Raw genomic sequence first — 18,341 nt, 5'->3', positions numbered from 1 at the left:
TCAGCTCACAAAACGGTCACGCAGCTTGGCGAAAAGTCCTTGCTGGAAATGCGCGAGTTTGGGGTTCGGCTCTCGGCGCCTTTCAGCGAACGAACGGATCAGGTCCCGCTCCTTGTGATCGAGCTTCTGCGGCGTGACGACCTGCACTCCGACGCGAAGGTCACCCCTGGTCGTGCTGCGCAGGCCTGTGATGCCGCGGCTCTTGATCACGAGAACGTCGCCGCTCTGCACACCAGGCCGGATCTCGAGATCCACGTCACCGTCGAGCGCCTTGATCGTGCTTGTTGTTCCGAGAATCGCGTCGGCCATCGATACTTCAAGCGTGCAGAGCACGTCATCGCCGTTGCGGCTGAAGACGTCGTCGTGCCGCACTTTGATCTCAAGATACAGGTCTCCGGAGGGACCGCCTCCCTGCCCGACTTCTCCGCTGCCCGGCATCTGCAGACGCAGTCCCGTATCGACGCCCGAGGGAATGTCGACCGAGACGGTACGGCGGGCTCGCACGCGACCCTGTCCCTGGCAGGTCACGCACGGGTTCGGGATGATGGTGCCGTATCCGCGGCACGAACCACACGGACTCGCTGTGACGACGTTGCCGAGCAGGGAGCGAACCGTGCGTTGCACTTGACCGGTCCCATGGCAGATGTCGCACGTCACAGGAGAGGTTCCCGGCTGACAGCAGGATCCCTCACACGTCTCGCAGAGCACCGCGGTATCGACCTCGACCTGCTTTGTGGTACCGAACATGACGTCCACAAGATCGACCTCAATACGCAGAAGAGCATCTTCTCCTCGCTCCTGCCGAGAGCGGGGGCCTCGCCCGCCGCCTCCTCCGCCGAAGAACGTGTCGAAGATATCCCCGAATCCGCCGAAGCCTCCTGCGCCGCCGAAGGGGTTCCTGCCCCCAGCGTCATACTCGGCCCGCTGCTGGGCATCGCTGAGCACATCGTATGCGTGGGTGACGTTCTTGAAGGTCTCCGCTGCCTCAGGACTCGGGTTGACGTCGGGATGCAGCTGACGCGCGAGCTTCCGATACGCCTTCTTGATGTCCTCGGCCGAGGCGTCGCGCGAGACGCCCAGTGTTTCGTAGTGGTCAGCCACTCGTGGCCTTTCCTCGTCGTGTGCCGGGCGGGCTCGTCCGGCAGGTGTGCAATTCTGTGCGCGAAGTCGCGCATGCGGGTCGTGTCACTCGACCTCGAGAAGCCGAGTCAGGTAGCGGGCGACGGCTCGCACAGCCGTGATGTTTCCCGCGTAGTCCATTCTCGTGGGTCCAAGAACTCCGAGACGGGCGATTTCGCCAGCAGAGGAACGATAACCGCTCGTGACGATGCTGGTCTCGTCAAGTCCGAACGGCGCGTTCTCCCGCCCGATGCTCGCCGATACGCCGAGCTGATCAGCCTGCATCTCGCCGAAGAGCCGTAAGAGTACGACCTGCTGCTCGAGGGCTTCGAGCACGGGAAAGATGCTTCCCGAGAAGTCGGCCTCGGTGCGCGCGAGGTTCGCGGCCCCCGCCATCACGAGTCGATCCTCACGATAGTGACCAAGAACTTCGAGAACGACACTCCGAACCGCGTCAGCGAGTTCCCCGTCGTCAGCAGAGGCATCGTCCTCACCCTGCTGCATCAAGCGGGTTGCGGCCGTATTGACGGTCTGAGCCGAGACGATGTCGTTGATCTCGACCTTAATGCGGTTTATCTCGTCATCGTCGAGCGTGCGGCGCGACTCCACGAGCCGCTGATCGACGCGCCCGTTGTCGACGATGACAACCACGAGCAGCGTCGACTCGCTCACACTGACCAGCTCCACATGGCGCACCGACGCTCGCGCGAACGATGGGTACTGCACGAGCGCTACCTGATTGGTCAGCTGTGAGAGCAGCCGCACCGTTCGACGCAGAACATCATCGAGATCGGCCGACGGCTCCAGAAACATCTCGATCGCGCGCCGTTGGGCCGGAGACAACGGTCGCTTGTCTGTGAGCTGGTCGACGAAAAGGCGATAGCCCTTGTCTGTCGGGATGCGCCCTGATGATGTGTGAGGAGCAACGATCAGCTCCTCTTCTTCAAGCTGCGCCATGTCGTTGCGAATGGTAGCCGCGGAGACGCCGAACTGGTGGCGATCCACGATGCTCTTCGAGCCGACGGGTTCCCTCGAGGAGACAAAGTCCGTGACGATTGCCCGCAACACGTCGAGACTGCGTTCGGAAACCACCGGTTTTGCCTCCTCTCTGGCACTCGTTCTCCCTGAGTGCCAATCTTAGTCCGTGTGAAAGCGGCGCGGACAATTGCAGGCATGACGCGGTGTCTGTAGGTTTACTCCTAAGTTCTGCAAAGGACGTGACACGAGCGTTCGCCGGCAAGCGAACTTCACAAGCGAAAGGCGAAGCAATGACTGACCCGAATGCACCGCAACCTGCTGATCCGAATCAGCAGCCCAACACGCACGGCCAGCCATCACAGACACCACCCCAGCAGCCCGAGTACGGGCAGCAGCCACAACCGCCGCAGTATGGTCAGCCGCAACAGCCGCAGTACGGGCAGCAGCAGCCGCCCCAGTATGGGCAGCAGCCACCCCAGCAGGGTCAGCAGCCCTACGGGCAGCAGCCACCGCAGTACGGGCAGCAGCCGCCTCACCAGGGCCAGCAGCCCTACGGGCAGCCCCAATATGCTCAGGCACCGGGCGCGCAGCCACTGACGCCGCAGGACGACAAGATGTGGGCAATGTGGTCGCACTTCGGCGGCGTGCTTGCGATCCTGCCATCGCTCATCATCTACCTCGTGTTCAAGGATCGTGGACCGTTCGTTCGACAAGAGGCCAAGGAAGCGCTCAACTGGCAGATCACGTTCCTGATCGTGTCGATCGCCTGGGGAATTATCATCGGCATCCTCAGCGGCATCGTGGTGACGTCGATGATCGCCGGAGGCAGCTTCGCCGCGATCGGCGGAATCTCAGCTCTGTTCTCCCTGCTGAGCTGGCTCCCGTACATCCTCAACCTGATCTTCTCGATCATCGGCGGAGTCAAGGTCAAGGGCGGTCAGCCGTACCGTTACCCGGTCAACTTCCGCTTCATCAAGTAACTCAATCAGTGAGACGCCGAACGACGGCGTCAGCCAGGAGCCGCCCTCTCACGGTCAGCACAACGCGGCCGCGAAGGGCGGCTTCTGCGTTCACGAGTTCGTCGGCGATGAGTTCGGCGACAACGTGTCGCGACGTCGGGCTGAGCACATCGATCGGCAGCCCGTTCCTGATGCGCGTTTCGAGGAGTATGCGCTCCATGCGGCGGGTCTCGTCGTCGAGAACCTCGCGACCTGCAGCCGGCGATTCTGATTGAGCAAGACGGCTGGCATACGCCGCCGGGTGCTTGACGTTCCACCAGCGAACACCGCCGACGTGACTGTGTGCACCAGGCCCGATTCCCCACCAGTCCTGTCCGGTCCAGTAGGAAAGATTGTGCCGCGACCGATGCTCGCGTGACGTTGACCAGTTACTGACTTCGTACCAGCCAAAGCCGCCCTCAGCCAGCATGTCGTTGGCAAGCTCGTACATGTCGGCCTCGAGATCGTCGTCGGGGCTTCCAACCTCGCCTCGCCGAATCTGCCTCGCGAGCTTCGTGCCGTCCTCGACGATCAACGCATAGGCGGAGAGATGGTCTGGGCGCTGCTGAATCGCGTGCTCGAGCGAGCGCTTCCAATCGTCAAGGCTCTCCCCCGGCGTCCCGTAGATGAGATCGAGACTCACATCGAGTCCGACATTGCGCGCAGCTGCCACCACATCAGGGATCCGCGCCGGATCGTGCGTGCGCTCCAGCGTTGCGAGAACGTGAGGAACGGCCGATTGCATGCCGAACGAAACCCTCGTGAAGCCAGCAGCCGCCAGTTCTTCGAGGTAGCGCTCGTCGACGCTGTCTGGGTTCGCTTCCGTCGTAACCTCTGCCTCAGCGGCGAGCCCGAACTCTTCGCGGATTCCCGACAGCATCCGCCCCAGGTCCCGCGCCGGGAGAAGCGTCGGCGTTCCACCACCGAAGAACACCGTGGAGAGAGTCCTCGGAGCCGCGCCGAGATCGGCGAGCACGCGTCCTGCCAGACGCACTTCATCAAGCGCCTCATCCGCGTAGTCGACCTGGCGGGCGCCACGGAGCTCTGTGGCCGTGTACGTATTGAAATCGCAGTACCCGCAACGCACACGGCAGAACGGAACGTGCACGTACATGCCCAGGTCCCGCGCGTCCGACCCTACGGCGGCTGAGAGCGGGAGTCTGCCGTCGGACGGCGCGAGAGCTCCGAGAGGCAGTTCTGACGGCACCATCTACTCGCGCACGTCGCTCGCCCAGGCCGGCGAAAGCGCCCTCAAGTACTGCGAGGAAAGTCGCTTCCGGCGGCGCAGAAGCAAGAAGGGAAAGACCTTGTAGAACACCCCGACGGGCCTGACGAATGCTCGCACGGTGAACCACACGCTGTCATCGTCTCGGTGCTCGATGGCGAACGACTCCTCACCGCTGATCGAGTGCCCGCTGACGGTACCGAAGGCGAACGCAACACGGCGCGGATCTTCAACGACGTACACGACGCGCACGTGTCCCCGCACGGAATACGAGCCGACGCGCCCAGAGAGCACTGCGGTCGTACCCGACGTGATGTACGGCGTGCCATCGGACGCGAACCGGTCTTCGGTGCGTTCGGTGCCGCGTCCCAGCGGCGTGCCGTCCTCCGCAAAGCGAACAGCCTGATAGGCATCGCCCGATCCGCGTTCAATGTCCGAGACAGTGATGCCCGCGAGCCGAAGAACCTCCCACGAGAGCACAGAAGCGGATGCCGCGGCGAACCGTTCGTCGCCGCTTCCGATCTTGATGGAATCTTCATACGGCGCGTACCCGTCGGGCGGGTACTGCAGCAGGTCGGCGGCCTGTGTCGCTCCGACGGCCGCGTAGTCCGTTGGCTGGTCTTCGAAATTGGACCGGCGCATGTGCCTATTTCTTGTCTTTCTTCGACTCTGTGTCACCGCTCAGCGCAGCGATGAAGGCCTCTTGAGGCACCTCGACACGACCCACCATCTTCATGCGCTTCTTGCCCTCTTTCTGCTTTTCAAGCAGTTTGCGCTTTCGCGAGATATCGCCGCCGTAGCACTTCGCGAGAACGTCCTTCCGCATGGCGCGGATCGACTCGCGAGCGATGATACGCGATCCAATCGCGGCCTGCACGGGAACTTCGAACTGCTGACGCGGAATGAGTTTCTTGAGCCTCTCCGTCATCAGCACGCCGTATGCGTAGGCCTTTTCGCGATGAACGATCGCGCTGAAAGCATCCACTTGGTCACCCTGCAACAGAATGTCGACCTTGACGAGGTCCGCCTCCTGCTCCCCCATCGGCTCGTAATCGAGCGACGCGTAGCCCTGGGTACGGCTCTTCAGGTGATCGAAGAAGTCGAAGACGATCTCGCCGAGGGGCATGCTGTATCGAATCTCGACGCGCTCTTCACCGAGATATTCCATACCGAGCATGCTTCCGCGACGCGACTGGCACAGCTCCATGATCGCGCCGACGTACTCCTTCGGTGCGATGACGCCCACTTTGACCACGGGCTCTGATACCGAACTGATCTTGCCCTCGGGGAACTCGCTGGGGTTAGTCACGATCACCGAGCGCTGATCTTCAGTGACGACCTCGTAGGTGACGCTGGGCGCTGTCGCGATCAGATCAAGCCCGAACTCGCGTCTGAGTCGCTCACTCACGATCTCAAGGTGCAGCAGCCCGAGGAACCCGCACCGAAAGCCGAATCCAAGCGCGACGGATGTCTCGGGCTCGTACACGAGCGCGGCATCCGACAGTTTGAGTTTGTCGAGGGCGTCTCGCAGATCCGGGTAGTCCGCCCCGTCAATTGGGTACAGTCCCGAGAACACCATAGGCTTCGGATCGGTGTATCCGGGAAGCGGCTCGGCCGCAGACGTCTTCGCATCGGTGATGGTGTCGCCCACGCGGGATTGCCGTACATCTTTGACCCCAGTGATGAGGTAGCCCACCTCTCCAACGCCGAGCCCAGCGCTCGGCGTGGGCTCAGGCGAAGACACGCCAATCTCGAGGAGCTCATGAGTCGCGTTCGTCGACATCATCTGCACCTTCTGTCGTGGGCGCAGGTCGCCGTCAACCATTCGCACGTACGTGACGACGCCGCGGTAGCTGTCGTACACCGAGTCGAAGATCATGGCGCGTGCTGGAGCGTTCTCGTCTCCCGCCGGAGGGGGCACGGTGCCGACGACGCGGTCGAGAAGCTCATCGACCCCTGCCCCGGTCTTGCCCGAGACGCGCAGAACATCGTCCGGTGATCCGCCGATGAGGTTCGCCAACTCGGCAGCGTACTTGTCAGGATCCGCGGCCGGTAAGTCGATCTTGTTCAGAACCGGGATGATCTCGAGATCGTTCTCGAGAGCCAGGTAGAGGTTCGCGAGCGTCTGTGCCTCGATTCCCTGTGCTGCATCGACGAGCAGGAGCGCTCCTTCGCACGCGGCGAGTGAGCGCGATACCTCGTAGGTGAAGTCCACGTGACCCGGCGTATCGATCATGTTCAGGGCGTACGTCTCGCCGTCTTTGGCCCACGGCATGCGCACCGCTTGACTCTTGATGGTGATGCCTCGTTCGCGCTCGATATCCATTCGATCGAGGTACTGGGCGCGCATATCCCGATCGGCCACGACGCCGGTCAGGTGCAGCATGCGATCGGCGAGTGTCGATTTTCCGTGGTCGATATGCGCGATGATGCAGAAGTTGCGAATGAATGCAGGGTCGGTAGCGGCGGGCTCGAGGGCCACGGCTGCTCTGGGGCTCAACGCGTTCCTTACTCTGTACCGTCGGTAAAGCACTATTCTCCCACGCCGACGATGAAAGACACACGAAGACCATCCCGACGCACGTCCGGCGGCCCGACCTGCCGTGTGGTGCCATCAGCACATTGAAGCTGGTAGTATTGGGCGTTGGCTTGCGTGTGGCGGAAACCGCACGATTTGCCGGGAGCGCCCTCTCTCGCCCCACCGGCACCACCGAACACACCGAACGAAAGCACAAAACAACGTGGCAAACATTAAGTCGCAGATCAAGCGAATCGGCACCAACCTCAAGGCGCAGGAGCGCAACCGACAGGTCAAGAGCGAGCTCAAGACTCTCGTTCGCGCAACGCGCGAGGCGGTCGAAGCTGGCGACAAGGACAAAGCGAGCAACGCGTTCGCTCTCGCGTCGAAGAAGCTCGACAAGGCCGTGAGCAAGGGCGTCATTCACAAGAACCAGGCGGCGAACCGCAAGGCCGGTCTCGCCCAGAAGGTGAACGCCCTCTAAGCGACACCGCGCAACAGAAGAACGGCCCCGCTCTGGCGGGGCCGTTCTTGTGTTCATTCGGGCGGATGCTGTGAGGCCGACGATGCATCAGACCCCGCCACGCGACGCGATGACGCCGATGAGACGCTCGACCGCAAACACCGGGTCTCGCTCGGCGCCCTTCACCGCAGCATCTGCCTCGGCGAGAGCGAGAATCGCTCGGCCGAGTCCTTCGTCAGTCCACCCGCGCGCGTCCCTTCGTGCACGGTCGACCTGCCACGGCGCCATTCCGAGCGAACTCGCAAGCTGAGCTGAACTGCCGTGAGCGTTCGCGACCTTCGCCATCGCTCGCACCTTCATCGCGAACGCCGCCACGACAGGCACTGGATCCGCCCCCGAATCGAGCGCGTGCCGTAGCCCGACGAGCGCCTCGGCCGTACGTCCGGCAAGCGCGATATCCGCGACAGCGAACGCCGTTGTCTCAACTCGGCCTCCGTAATAGCGGTCGACGACGCCCTCGGTGATCTGATCCGCCGAATCCGCGATGAGCTGCTGGCAGGCTGCCGCGAGCTCAGCGACGTCATCTGAGAACGCCGAAACGACCTGGCGGAGCGCGCCGGGGGTAATCCGCTTGTTTGCGCGAGCGAACTCAGCTTTGGCGAAATCGAACTTCTCAGCATCCTTCTTGATGTCGTTGCAGACGATCTCGATTGCTGCGCCTGACGCGGCACGCACGGCGTCGAGGAGCTTCTTTCCCCTCATGCCGCCGGCGTGCCTCAGAACCAGGTACGCGCTCTCGGCAGGTGCTGCGAGGTACTCAATCGCTTCGGACAGAAACGCGTCAGTGCACTTTTCGACGCCGCTCACTCGAATGAGACGAGGCTCTGCGAAGAGCGACGGACTCGCCAACGTCACGAGCTCGCCAGGCTGATAGGCCGCCGCCTCAATGTCATTGATCTCGAGGCTGGGGTCTTCGGCACGCAGAAAGTCGCGAAGTCCCTTGATCGCGCGATCGGCGAAGAGGTCTTGCGGCCCTGACACAAGGACGACGGGGGCCGGACGAACGTCGTGCCAGGGGAGCTGGGGAATCTTCGCCGAGCTTTTCGCCGTCGCGCCGCGTCGTGTCGCTGCCACTTGTGCCTTTCGTCGTCGTGCCCCTTCAGCTTATCCGCCGCCACTGTCACCGACCGATTTCTGCGACCACACCTCAAAGTCGCCGTTGCGCGTCGAGATCAGGATCATGCCGCGCAGATCGGTGCGAAGAGTACGGGAACCTGCCGCGGTCAGCTCATCGAGCGTCTTCTCGTCCGGGTGGCCATACGTGTTGTCCGCTCCCACCGAAATGACGGCGAGTGTCGCTCCGAGCTGTCGGTACAACTCCGCGGACTGGTCTGGGCTCCCATGGTGGGCGACCTTCACGATGTCCGCGTATCCGGTGGCCGGCATCCCGGAAAGCACGGCCCGCTGCTCGTCTTCACCGAGATCGCCGAGAAGAATGATGTCAACGCTGTCAATAGCGGCGTCGAGAACGAGGCTTCCCGCATTCCCGGTCAGTTCGCGGGATTCTGGCCAGATCACTGAGTAATCGATGTTTCCGACCGTGCCGCTGACACCAGCCGTCACAATCTCGACATGCGCACCCGCTGCCCGGAGCTCCTGTGTCGCACGTTCCCCCGCCTCGTCATGCACGGCCTGAACGAACGCCCGTTCTGTGCGTTCTGCGATTCCGCGCACTCCTCCCGCATGGTCTGCGTCATAGTGCGTCAGCACGAGCAGGTCGATTCTCTCGATCCCTAGAGTGTCCAGGCACGCCGAGACCAGTTTCGGATCCGGTCCCGTGTCCACCAGAATCACGCCGCCCCCGGCGCGGAGGAGCACGGCGTCGCCCTGGCCAATATCGCACGCGGCAACGATCCAGTCCCGCGGACGGTGAAGGCTCGTCGACAGCGCCGGTGCAGCGACCGTCCCGCCGTAGATGCCAATGCACACGCAGAGACACGCGAGGATGCTTCTCCCCACCAAGTGAGTACGCCATCGCGGCACGAAGGCAAAAGTACACGCGAGACACGTCGCTCCAGCGAGCAGCAGGGCGCCGAGCACACCGGGAATCCAGGGAATCGTCGCCGCGGGCAAAGCAGAAGTCACGGTCGCGACTCCGGCGATCCAGGCGGCGGGAAGATAGGCGATCCACGCGAGCATCGTCGCCACGACGGGGACCACTGGGGTCACGACGCAGGCGAGAAGACCAACGACCGTCGCGAGAGGTGCAGCTGGCGCCGCGAGGATGTTCGCAGCGACACCGTACAAGCTGATGGAACTTGAGAGGAGAATCAGAATCGGCTGGCATGCGAGCTGAGCAGCCAACGGAACGGCGATCACCATCGAGATTCCCGAAGGCAGTACGCGACTGAGGGCTGTGGCGAGGGGACGCGTAAGAAGCAGAAGACCCGCTGTGGCGAGCACGCTGAGCGCAAAACCGGCGTCGTACGCGAACCAAGGGTCGATGGCCAGCATGAGGACGACGCTCGCAGCAAGTGCGGGTACGCCGCCGGACGGTCGGCCTGTGAGCTGAACGATCAGAGCGAGAGAGACCATGATCGACGCGCGAATGACGCTGGACTGCGGTGTGACGAGAATGACGAACGCCGCCAAAACCACGAGAGCCGCTGTGACGCGCAGCAGACGGCCGGCGCCGAAACGTGCAAGGAGCATGATGCCGAACGCGACGACGATCGCGCAGTTCGCGCCGGAGACCGCTGTAAGGTGACTCAACGACGAAGTCTTCATCGCGGCGTCAAGCTCGACGCCGACCGCGCTTGTGTCTCCAACAGCGAGACCGGGAAGAAGGCGGCCCCCTGCTCCAGGAAGGCTGCTACAGAGGTCAACGAAGTTGCGACGCATGTCGTGCGCCCACGCGAGGTACCACGGCGGTGCAGCGGAGACGGTGAGCCGTTCGTCGACGAACACGAGTGCCGACGAGTCGTCCGTCGGGCCGGTGAGGATGATCTGGCCCGTCGCCGTGACGGAGCTCCCGATCGCAAGCTTGTCCCGATCTGCTGAGCCAAAGAGCGTCACCGGAATGCGGACCGCAACGCCGTCGACCTCGGTCGCCGTTGCTTTCACCCGAACGTGTGCCGGACCACGATCCGTGGTCTGCGCGAGGCCGTCGATCGTCGCAACGATGTCGGTGGCCGCATCCCGTGCCGCGGCGTCGATGATCGCGTCAGGGCGGCGCTGCTCGGCGCCAAGAGAGGCAGAGAAACTGACGAATGCAGCGGCAGCCAGCGAAACGGCGAGAAGAGCTGCCGGCCCGCCACGATGCCGAACTACGCACCATACGGTGATCAGGCAAGCGACGCTGGCGCACACCGCCCATGTAGTGAAAGCGGCCTGAAGCCCGATTGCCAGGAGAGCCGCTATCCACGCGAAGGCCGCCGGGGCGAGAAGTCTCATGTCAGATCGTCACGAGATCTTTGAGCGACGCGAACGTCTTCTCGCCGATTCCAGAGACGTTACGCAGGTCATCGACAGAACGGAAACCGCCGTTCTCTTCGCGCCACGCGATAATGCGCGCAGCAAGCGATGGGCCGATTCTGGGAAGTGCCTCCAACTCTTCGGACGTTGCGGTGTTCAGATTTACACGGCCCTGTGCATCGGTGCCATCCTGCTCTTCGGTCTCTCCCTCCGTCGGAACGCGCACCTGCTCGCCGTCGCTGACAAACCGAGCGAGATTGATCGCTGTCTCATCGGCGGCGTCTGTCAGCCCGCCGGCTGCCGCGACAGCATCCATCACCCGTGCACCATCGTTCAGCTGGTATAGCCCTGGCGTGTGAACAGCGCCAAGAACGTGAACGTAGATCGTCACCGGAACGTTCGACGCTGACGCTCGAGGAGCGACCGTCGAGACGTGATCGCCTTGCTGCACAAGAGCGACGACGACGGCAGCGGCGAGCCCGGCGAGCATGAGCAAGACCGCGACTCCTGCTCCAAGGCGCGCTCGCTTCGGACGTCGGGCGCGTCGCGATAGTTCGGCCCGCTCCTGCATGCTGCAAGACTAGGAGCGAGCCCATCAGCCCAGAGCTCGGCCCGTGCACTCTGTGAGCAACGTCGTCCGCCCGAGATCTGTGGACGACGGCTGAGCAACTATTTCGCGGTGGCGATGCTCACGATCTTGGGAGCGCGAACGATGACGTTCGTGATCTCCTTTGCACCGATCGCGCGAAGGACATTGACGTCCTCGCGCGCACGTCGCTCAAGCTCATCAGGAGCAATCGCCGGGTCTACCTGCAGGCGGCCCCTCACTTTGCCGTTCACCTGAACGACTGCCGTCACTTCCTCCTGAACGAGAAGCGACGGGTCCGCATCGCGCCAGGGCACGTTCGCCACCGTCGGCTCGTGACCGAGCATGCTCCACATGTCCTCGGCCGTGTACGGAGCGACGACATTCAGCGCGAGTGCGATGGCCTCGCCCGCTTCGCGCACCGCGGGGTCTGCCGCACCGCCACCAGAATCGATCGTCTTTCTCGTGACGTTCACGAGCTCCATGAGCCGGGCGATGAGCACATTGAATTTGTAGGACTCGACAAGCCCGGGCGCGTCGGCCCAGAATCGATGAACCTGGCGGCGCAATGCCACGTCTCCCGATGCCGTGTCGATGCCGGCGTCACTCGAGACGTCGTGGGCGATCCGCCACGCGCGAGCAAGGAACTTCGATGATCCCGCGGGTGACACGTCTGCCCAGTCGATATCGTCCTCTGGCGGACCTGCGAATGCGAGGGTCACTCGGAGCGCATCGGCACCGTAGTCGCGCAGCTCACCGGCAAACTCGACGAGATTCCCCTTTGACTTGCTCATCGCCGCGCCGTTGAGGATCACCTGACCTTGATTGAGCAGAGAGGTGAACGGCTCAGTGAACGTGACGAACCCGAGGTCGAACAGAACCTTCGTGATGAATCGTGAATACAGCAGGTGCAAAATAGCGTGCTCGACACCGCCGACGTACTGATCGACGGGAGCCCACTTCTCCACTTCTGAAACATCGAACGCGCGCGTGTCGTCGTTCGCCGAGAGATACCGCAGGTAGTACCACGAGCTGTCGACGAAGGTGTCCATGGTGTCGCTGTCGCGCTTCGCGGGCCCTCCGCAACGCGGACATGCGACATTGACCCAGTCGTCAGCAGCCCCCAGCGGGCTGGTGCCCTTCGGTTTGAGGTCGAGTCCCTCGGCGGAGGGAAGTTCGACCGGAAGCTGATCTTCAGGAACGGGAACTTCGCCGCACTCCGAGCAGTGAATGATCGGGATCGGCGTACCCCAGTAGCGCTGACGCGAAATGAGCCAGTCTCGGAGACGGTAATTCTTTGCGGCTCGACCAACACCGCTGTCCTCGAGCTTCTCCGTGACGTGATCAATCGCTTCCGCCTTCGTGAGCCCGTCGTACTCACCGGAGTTGATGAGGTGGCCGTCGCCGACGAGCGCTTCCCCTGTCACTGCTGGATCAAGGTCAGTCGCGTCGCTTGCCTCGGGCTGCACGACAATGCGAACAGGGAGGTCGAATGTCCTGGCGAAATCGAGGTCGCGCTGGTCGTGGGCGGGCACGGCCATGATGGCGCCGTGGCCGTAGTCCGCGAGCACGTAGTCCGCTGCCCAGATGGGAAGTCGATCCCCCGTCAGAGGATGAACGGCGTAGCGATCAAGAAAGACGCCCGTCTTCTCCCGTTCCGTCGAGAGCCGGTCGATGTCGCTCTCGGCGCGCGTCTTCTCGAGGTAGGCCTCAAAGGACGTGCAGACTTCAGCTGTCGAGCCTGCCGCGAGCTCGGCGGCGAGGGCAGAGTCCGGAGCCACGACCATGAACGTGACGCCGTGGAGCGTGTCGGGTCGCGTCGTGTATACCGTGACCGGTTCGTCGCGTCCCTCAATGCGGAATTCGACGTCCGCGCCGGCCGAGCGCCCGACCCAGTTGCGCTGCATCGAGAGGACCCGCGCCGGCCACTGCTCTTCGAGTTGACCGAGGTCATCGACGAGCCTGTCGGCATAATCGGTGATGCGGAAGTACCACTGCGTCAGGTTTCGCTTCGTGACGGCGGCGCCGCAGCGCTCGCAATGCCCGTCGACGACCTGTTCGTTGGCGAGCACGGTCTGATCATTCGGACACCAGTTGACCGGGCTCTCCTGACGGTATGCGAGTCCCTTCTCGTACAGCTTGAGAAATAGCCACTGGTTCCAGCGGTAGTACTCGGGGTCAGAGGTGTGAAGCTCGCGCGACCAGTCAAAAGACGGCGCGTAAATGCGAAAGCTCGCCTTCTGCTGCGCGATGTTGCTGTACGTCCAGCCGCGCGGATCGATGCCGCGCTTGATGGCAGCGTTCTCTGCGGGCAGCCCGAACGAATCCCACCCGATGGGATGCAGTACGTTGAACCCGCGCTGTCGCCAGTAGCGCGCCACGATGTCACCGAAGCCGAACGCCTCAGCATGACCCATGTGCAAGTCGCCAGACGGGTACGGGAACATGTCGAGAACGTATTTTCGCGGGCGAGTGTCTGACGCATCATCCACGGCAAACGGCTTGAGTTCGTCCCACACGGGAAGCCATTTCTCCTGAATCGCGGCGAAATCGTATTTCTCGGCTGTGCCGTGCGTTGTCTGCTCGTGGGACACGTGACTCTCAATCTCCGTCAGCTGGACGACCAGGCCTCTCTGGCGCGAATGGTCCGACTCCCAAGGATACCGCTAGACGAGACTGCCTTCCCTCATGGTGAACCGCTTGTCGACGAGCCACTCGGGCACGTCATCGTGCGTGATGACGATGGTGCTGCGCCCGCGGGAACGCGACGCATCGATCATGTCGCGGAGCAGGGCATCCGCACGGTCGGGGTCGACGTTTGCGGTCGGCTCATCCAGAACGAGAATCGGAAAGTCTCTCAGCAGCGCGCGAGCGAGGGAGAGGCGTTGCGCTTGCCCGCCCGAGACGAGCGCTCCCCGTTCGCCTACCGGAGCGTCCAGCCCACCGCGCGAGTCGACCCACTCAGACAGTCCCACGCGGTCGAGAACGTCCATCAGCTCGGCATCCGTCGCTGTGTCGCGCGCGAAGAGCAGGTTCTGCCTGACGCTCTCATCGAAGAGGTACGGATGCTGTTCACACAGTCCGACGAGTGCGCGCACTTCTGCGGGATCGCGGGCTTCCTCTCCCCCGATCAGGTAACACCCCTCGTGGTCGAGAAACCTCACGAGGACGTTCGCGAGCGTCGTCTTTCCCGAGCCGCTGCTTCCCTCGATGATGACGCACTCCCCTGGCTCGACGTCGAGGTCGACGTGGGTGATCGATGGTGCTTCGTGTCCAGGCCAGCGCGCCGTCACGTCGCGCAGTGTCAACCGCGTGCCTCTGCGCGATGGGAGATGTGTCTCGTGGCACTCATCGGGGATCTCCGTCGGCACACCCTGTGGCGCGACGCGCGCGAGCCGATCGGCGCTCGACCGCACAGAGCGCCAGTGGCCCAGGGCAACGGGGAGCGTTCCCACCACTTCGAAAACAGCCAGCGGAACGAGTGCGACCACCGCGAAGACCGGGCCGCCGACGCCGTCGTCTCCGACGAGACGAGCTCCGATGAGGATAGCGCCCGCAACGGTGAGGCCCGCACACACCGCAACGATTCCGGCTCCGAGGCCGAATCCGCGTGAGCGGCGAAGCACCGTTCGCGTGAGAGCAGCGTCGGCCGCGTACACGCGTTCGCGAGCGGCGGGTTCCGCGCCGAAATGCGAGAGAACGGCGAAGCCTTGAATGTAGTCGATGATCGCGCTCGTGAGCGCTTCGCGCTTGGGCGCGATGGACCGCTCGGCAGCGCCGGCGACGAGCCGGGTGGCCCACGCCGATCCCGCGCCGCAGACGACAAGCGCGATGAGAAGCAGCACGGCGGCTTCCGGCGATAGAAGCGCCACTCCCGTCACGCTGAGCACCGACACCGTTGCCGCCACCACGATGGGCTGCACGACACGCAGTGAGAGGTTCTGCAGCTCGTCGACGTCGGCGACGACCACGTTCAGCAGCGAACCGCGCGAGTGACTCGAAAGACCGGCTGGTGCACGAGGAATGAGTCGCTCGAGCACCCCGGAGCGCAGGGCGGCGAGCTGCCGGAACACGGCATCGTGGCTGTAGAGGCGCTCAAGATAGCGGAACACGGCTCGTGAGAGTGCGAAGGCCCGCACGCCGACCGCCGCCATCGTGAGAAAGAGAACCGGGGGTTGCTCGGCGGCTCTCACAATGAGCCACGCGCTCGTCGCGAGCAGAGCAACAACGCTCAGTCCTGTGGCAATGCCCGACAGCATCCCGGGCATTGCCTGTGTGACGCTGGGCAGTGCGCTGCGCAAAACTCGTCGACGCTCGCTGCGTGCGGAAATGGCGCTCATGCTGTCACCTCAATCTCGTGGCCGATCGCGATGTGCTCGTCCGCCCAGTCGGCGAGGGCGGCCTTATGAGTCACCACGATGACGCTCGCTCCCTGAGTGGCTAAAGCGCGTATCCCACGCGCCACGATCTGCTCCGTGTGCCGGTCGAGCGCTGACGTGGGCTCGTCGAGGGCGATCACGCTCGCCTGATGCGACATTGCGCGGTAAAAGCACCGTGCGAGTCCGACGCGCTGCGCCTGCCCTCCTGAGAGTCCGGCCCCAGCCGTCTCGACTCGGGTCTGGAGATCAAGCTCAGCGGCCGCGGCAAGCTGCAGCGCGCGCTCGGCTCGCTGTCGATCGGGGTTGGAGTCGCCAAGCGTGACGTTTGACAGCACGGTCCCCGACTGCAGGCTCGGATGCTGCGGAGCCCACGCCAGCCAGTCGCGGCTGTCGACCGACGCGTCACTCACGTCGACGCCTCCGACCGACAAGGCACCGGTAAACGGCACGGTTCCGGCGATAACCCCGAGAAGCGTCGATTTGCCCGCACCGCTTGCCCCCGAGACAGCAGTGACGCTTCCTCGGCGAAACCGCGCGTAAAAGTCGTCGAGCACGCGCTCCTCGCCGCGCTCGACGGTGACGGCGCGAAGCTCGAGGTCTCCGTTGGCCTCTACGCGTCCGCCAGGGGCGGCAGACGTCGCCGCCTCGTCGAGGATCGCGAACGCGTCCTGCGCGGCCTCTGCGCCCTCGGCAGCGGCGTGGAAATTGGCGCCGACCTGTCGTACCGGCAGAAAGACATCGGGTGCGAGAAGCAGAATGAACAGACCGGTGATGAGCGGCATCGCGCCGTCAACCAGCCGGAAGCCGATTGAGACCGCGAGAAGAGCAACCGCAAGGCTTGCCATGAGCTCGAGGACGAATCCCGAGAGGAATGACACGCGCAGCACCGACATGGTGGATCGGCGATAGCTCTCTGTGATTGTCGCCATGCGTGCGATCTGTCGCTTTTCACGGCCGAAGACCTTGAGCGTCGACAGGCCTCCCACGACGTCGAGAAAGTACGTCGACATGCGGTTCAGCCCGTCCCACTGCCTGCGCTGAACCGTTCGAGTCGCAAGCCCGATCAGGACCATGAAGAGCGGAACGATCGGAAGGGTCACGACGAGCGTGATGCCCGAGAGCAGATCGTGTGCGAACACAACGGCGACGAGAATCGGAACGGTGATCGTTGTGCGGATGAGCTGAGGCAGATATCGGGCAAAGTAATCGTCGAGCGCATCGAGCCCATGCCCAAGCAACGTCGTGATCGATGCAGAATTGCTGCGCGCGAGCCAATCCGCGCCCAACCGTGGAATCGCGGCGAGGACACGTCGTCGCAGATCGCTCTTGGCGCGGGCGGCGCCGCGCGCCCCTGTGACCTCGGTGGCCCACGCGAGCATTGCGCGCCCACCTGCGAAGAGAGCAACGCCGAGAACACTTAACACGATCGTGGAGGGATACGCGCCATCGATCACGCGCGTGATCGAGAGCGTCACGTTCCACGCGAACCCAATCGTCGCGACGACATCCGCCAGGGCGATCGCGGCACCGAGCACGAGGAATGCACGCGATGAGCGCGCATACCGAACGAGGCGCGGATCAAGAGGACGCATGCGACTCCGCCTCCTCGGGAATGTGCTCGCGCGTGATCCGTTTGCGAAAGACCCAATACGTCCAGCCCTGGTAGAGCAGGATCAGAGGGAGAGCGAAGAGCGCGATCCAGCTCATCACCTCGAGCGTGTACGGCGTCGACGAGACGTTCTCGATTGTGAGGCTGTACGCGGGATCGTTACTCGCCGGCATGACAGCGGGGAACAGCGCCGCGAACAGCGTGAGCACCGCCGCAGCGATCGTGACCGCCATTCCCGTGAATGCCAGTCCCTCACGATTCACGGCGTTTGCGACGAGTGCACAGACGAGTGCGGCGGCCGCGACGACAGCGAGCACGACGATCGTCGCCGAGCTGTGGTCAACGACCGTCCACGTCAGAAAGCAGACGGCCGCAGCCGTCGCGAGTAACCCCGCCCTCGTGGCCAGCGCACGTGCACGGCGACGAATATTGCCATCGGTCTTGAGCGCGACGAAGACGGCGCCGTGGGTGAAGAAGAGCAGCAGAGTTGTGAGACCGCCAAGCAGAGCGTAGGGACCGAGCAGATCGACAATGCTGCCGGCGAAGTCATGGTTCTCGTCCAGCGGCACGCCTCGCACGATATTCGCGAAGGCAACCCCCCAGAGAAAGGCGGGAACAGCAGAGCCGAAGACGATCATTCTGTCGAACCGCTGCTTCCATCTCCGTTCAGGGCGCTGGTGCCGATACTCGAACGACACGCCTCTCAGAATCAGCGCGATGAGAATGACAAGCAGCGGGAGATAGAAACCGCTGAACAGCGTCGCGTACCATTCGGGAAACGCCGCGAAGAGCATTGCACCCGCCACGATCACCCACGTCTCATTGAGGTCCCATACCGGACCGATCGTGTTGATCAGCACGCGCCTGTCCGTGTCGTCCTTTCCGAGGAAAGGAAGGGACATGCCGACGCCGAAATCGAAGCCATCGAGCACGAAGTAGCCGATGAAGAAGGCCGCGATGACCCAGAACCACACAATCGTCAAATCCACGAT

Annotated in this window: 14 protein-coding genes; 2 read left to right on the top strand and 12 right to left on the bottom strand. The window is 63.4% G+C overall.

All coding sequences use genetic code 11. The annotated features are described in order from the left end of the window. Together dnaJ and hrcA are read right to left on the bottom strand one after the other, a co-directional pair. Positions 1-1,101, bottom strand: coding sequence for a molecular chaperone DnaJ (gene dnaJ / locus ATJ78_RS10720; RefSeq protein WP_098407583.1), 1,101 nt, complete (start codon positions 1,099-1,101; stop codon positions 1-3). Between the two features lie 84 nt (positions 1,102-1,185). Continuing rightward, positions 1,186-2,211: a heat-inducible transcriptional repressor HrcA gene (gene hrcA / locus ATJ78_RS10715; RefSeq protein ID WP_098407582.1), complete on the bottom strand. Its 1,026-nt coding sequence runs from the start codon at positions 2,209-2,211 to the stop codon at positions 1,186-1,188. Positions 2,212-2,387: 176 nt separating this feature from the next. On the opposite strand from hrcA, the gene ATJ78_RS16105 reads away from it, so the two are divergent. Further along, positions 2,388-3,077, top strand: a complete 690-nt coding sequence (locus ATJ78_RS16105) for a DUF4870 domain-containing protein (RefSeq protein WP_098407581.1) — start codon at positions 2,388-2,390, stop codon at positions 3,075-3,077. A 1-nt stretch (position 3,078) separates the two neighbouring features. Here the strand turns inward: ATJ78_RS16105 and hemW are convergent, their stop codons facing one another. Genes hemW through lepA form a run of 3 tightly spaced genes read right to left on the bottom strand, consistent with a single transcriptional unit; the run spans position 3,079 to position 6,820 of the window. After that, positions 3,079-4,302 carry a radical SAM family heme chaperone HemW gene (gene hemW, locus ATJ78_RS10705; RefSeq protein ID WP_098409333.1) on the bottom strand — a complete coding sequence of 408 codons (1,224 nt, stop codon included), beginning with the start codon at positions 4,300-4,302 and terminating at the stop codon, positions 3,079-3,081. A gap of 3 nt (positions 4,303-4,305) precedes the next feature. Further along, positions 4,306-4,962, bottom strand: a complete 657-nt coding sequence (locus tag ATJ78_RS10700) for a DUF1990 domain-containing protein (protein WP_098407580.1) — start codon at positions 4,960-4,962, stop codon at positions 4,306-4,308. 4 nt (positions 4,963-4,966) lie between these two features. After that, positions 4,967-6,820, bottom strand: coding sequence for a translation elongation factor 4 (lepA, locus tag ATJ78_RS10695; RefSeq protein WP_098407579.1), 1,854 nt, complete (start codon positions 6,818-6,820; stop codon positions 4,967-4,969). 241 nt (positions 6,821-7,061) lie between these two features. Here lepA and rpsT point away from each other — a divergent pair, with 241 nt between their 5' ends. Continuing rightward, positions 7,062-7,322, top strand: a complete 261-nt coding sequence (rpsT, locus tag ATJ78_RS10690; RefSeq protein WP_098407578.1) for a 30S ribosomal protein S20 — start codon at positions 7,062-7,064, stop codon at positions 7,320-7,322. 87 nt (positions 7,323-7,409) lie between these two features. Here the strand turns inward: rpsT and holA are convergent, their stop codons facing one another. The 7 genes from holA to cydB all read right to left on the bottom strand — a co-directional run bounded on the left by holA (position 7,410) and on the right by cydB (position 18,338). Beyond that, a complete protein-coding gene (gene holA, locus ATJ78_RS10685; RefSeq protein ID WP_098407577.1) occupies positions 7,410-8,435 on the bottom strand; it encodes a DNA polymerase III subunit delta in 1,026 nt (341 codons plus the stop codon). 30 nt (positions 8,436-8,465) lie between these two features. Further along, positions 8,466-10,754 (bottom strand): ComEC/Rec2 family competence protein, encoded by a 2,289-nt coding sequence (locus ATJ78_RS10680; RefSeq protein ID WP_098407576.1) that lies wholly within the window; start codon positions 10,752-10,754, stop codon positions 8,466-8,468. Position 10,755: 1 nt separating this feature from the next. Next, positions 10,756-11,346: a helix-hairpin-helix domain-containing protein gene (locus ATJ78_RS10675; protein WP_098407575.1), complete on the bottom strand. Its 591-nt coding sequence runs from the start codon at positions 11,344-11,346 to the stop codon at positions 10,756-10,758. A 98-nt stretch (positions 11,347-11,444) separates the two neighbouring features. Further along, a complete protein-coding gene (gene leuS, locus ATJ78_RS10670; RefSeq protein WP_245836287.1) occupies positions 11,445-13,955 on the bottom strand; it encodes a leucine--tRNA ligase in 2,511 nt (836 codons plus the stop codon). Between the two features lie 72 nt (positions 13,956-14,027). Then, positions 14,028-15,701 (bottom strand): thiol reductant ABC exporter subunit CydC, encoded by a 1,674-nt coding sequence (gene cydC, locus ATJ78_RS10665; RefSeq protein WP_098407573.1) that lies wholly within the window; start codon positions 15,699-15,701, stop codon positions 14,028-14,030. Continuing rightward, complete coding sequence (cydD, locus tag ATJ78_RS10660; protein ID WP_098407572.1) at positions 15,698-17,332, bottom strand: thiol reductant ABC exporter subunit CydD; 1,635 nt, start codon at positions 17,330-17,332, stop codon at positions 15,698-15,700. The genes cydC and cydD overlap by 4 nt, the downstream gene beginning before the upstream one ends. Beyond that, positions 17,319-18,338 (bottom strand): cytochrome d ubiquinol oxidase subunit II, encoded by a 1,020-nt coding sequence (gene cydB, locus ATJ78_RS10655; protein WP_098407571.1) that lies wholly within the window; start codon positions 18,336-18,338, stop codon positions 17,319-17,321. Before cydB ends, cydD begins: the two co-directional genes overlap by 14 nt. Positions 18,339-18,341 lie beyond the last annotated feature (3 nt).

This window comes from Paramicrobacterium agarici (genome assembly GCF_002563955.1).
GTDB lineage: Bacteria > Actinomycetota > Actinomycetes > Actinomycetales > Microbacteriaceae > Paramicrobacterium > Paramicrobacterium agarici.
The sequence above is the reverse complement of the archived record's forward strand: the minus strand, read 5'-3'. Positions and strand labels throughout refer to the sequence as shown.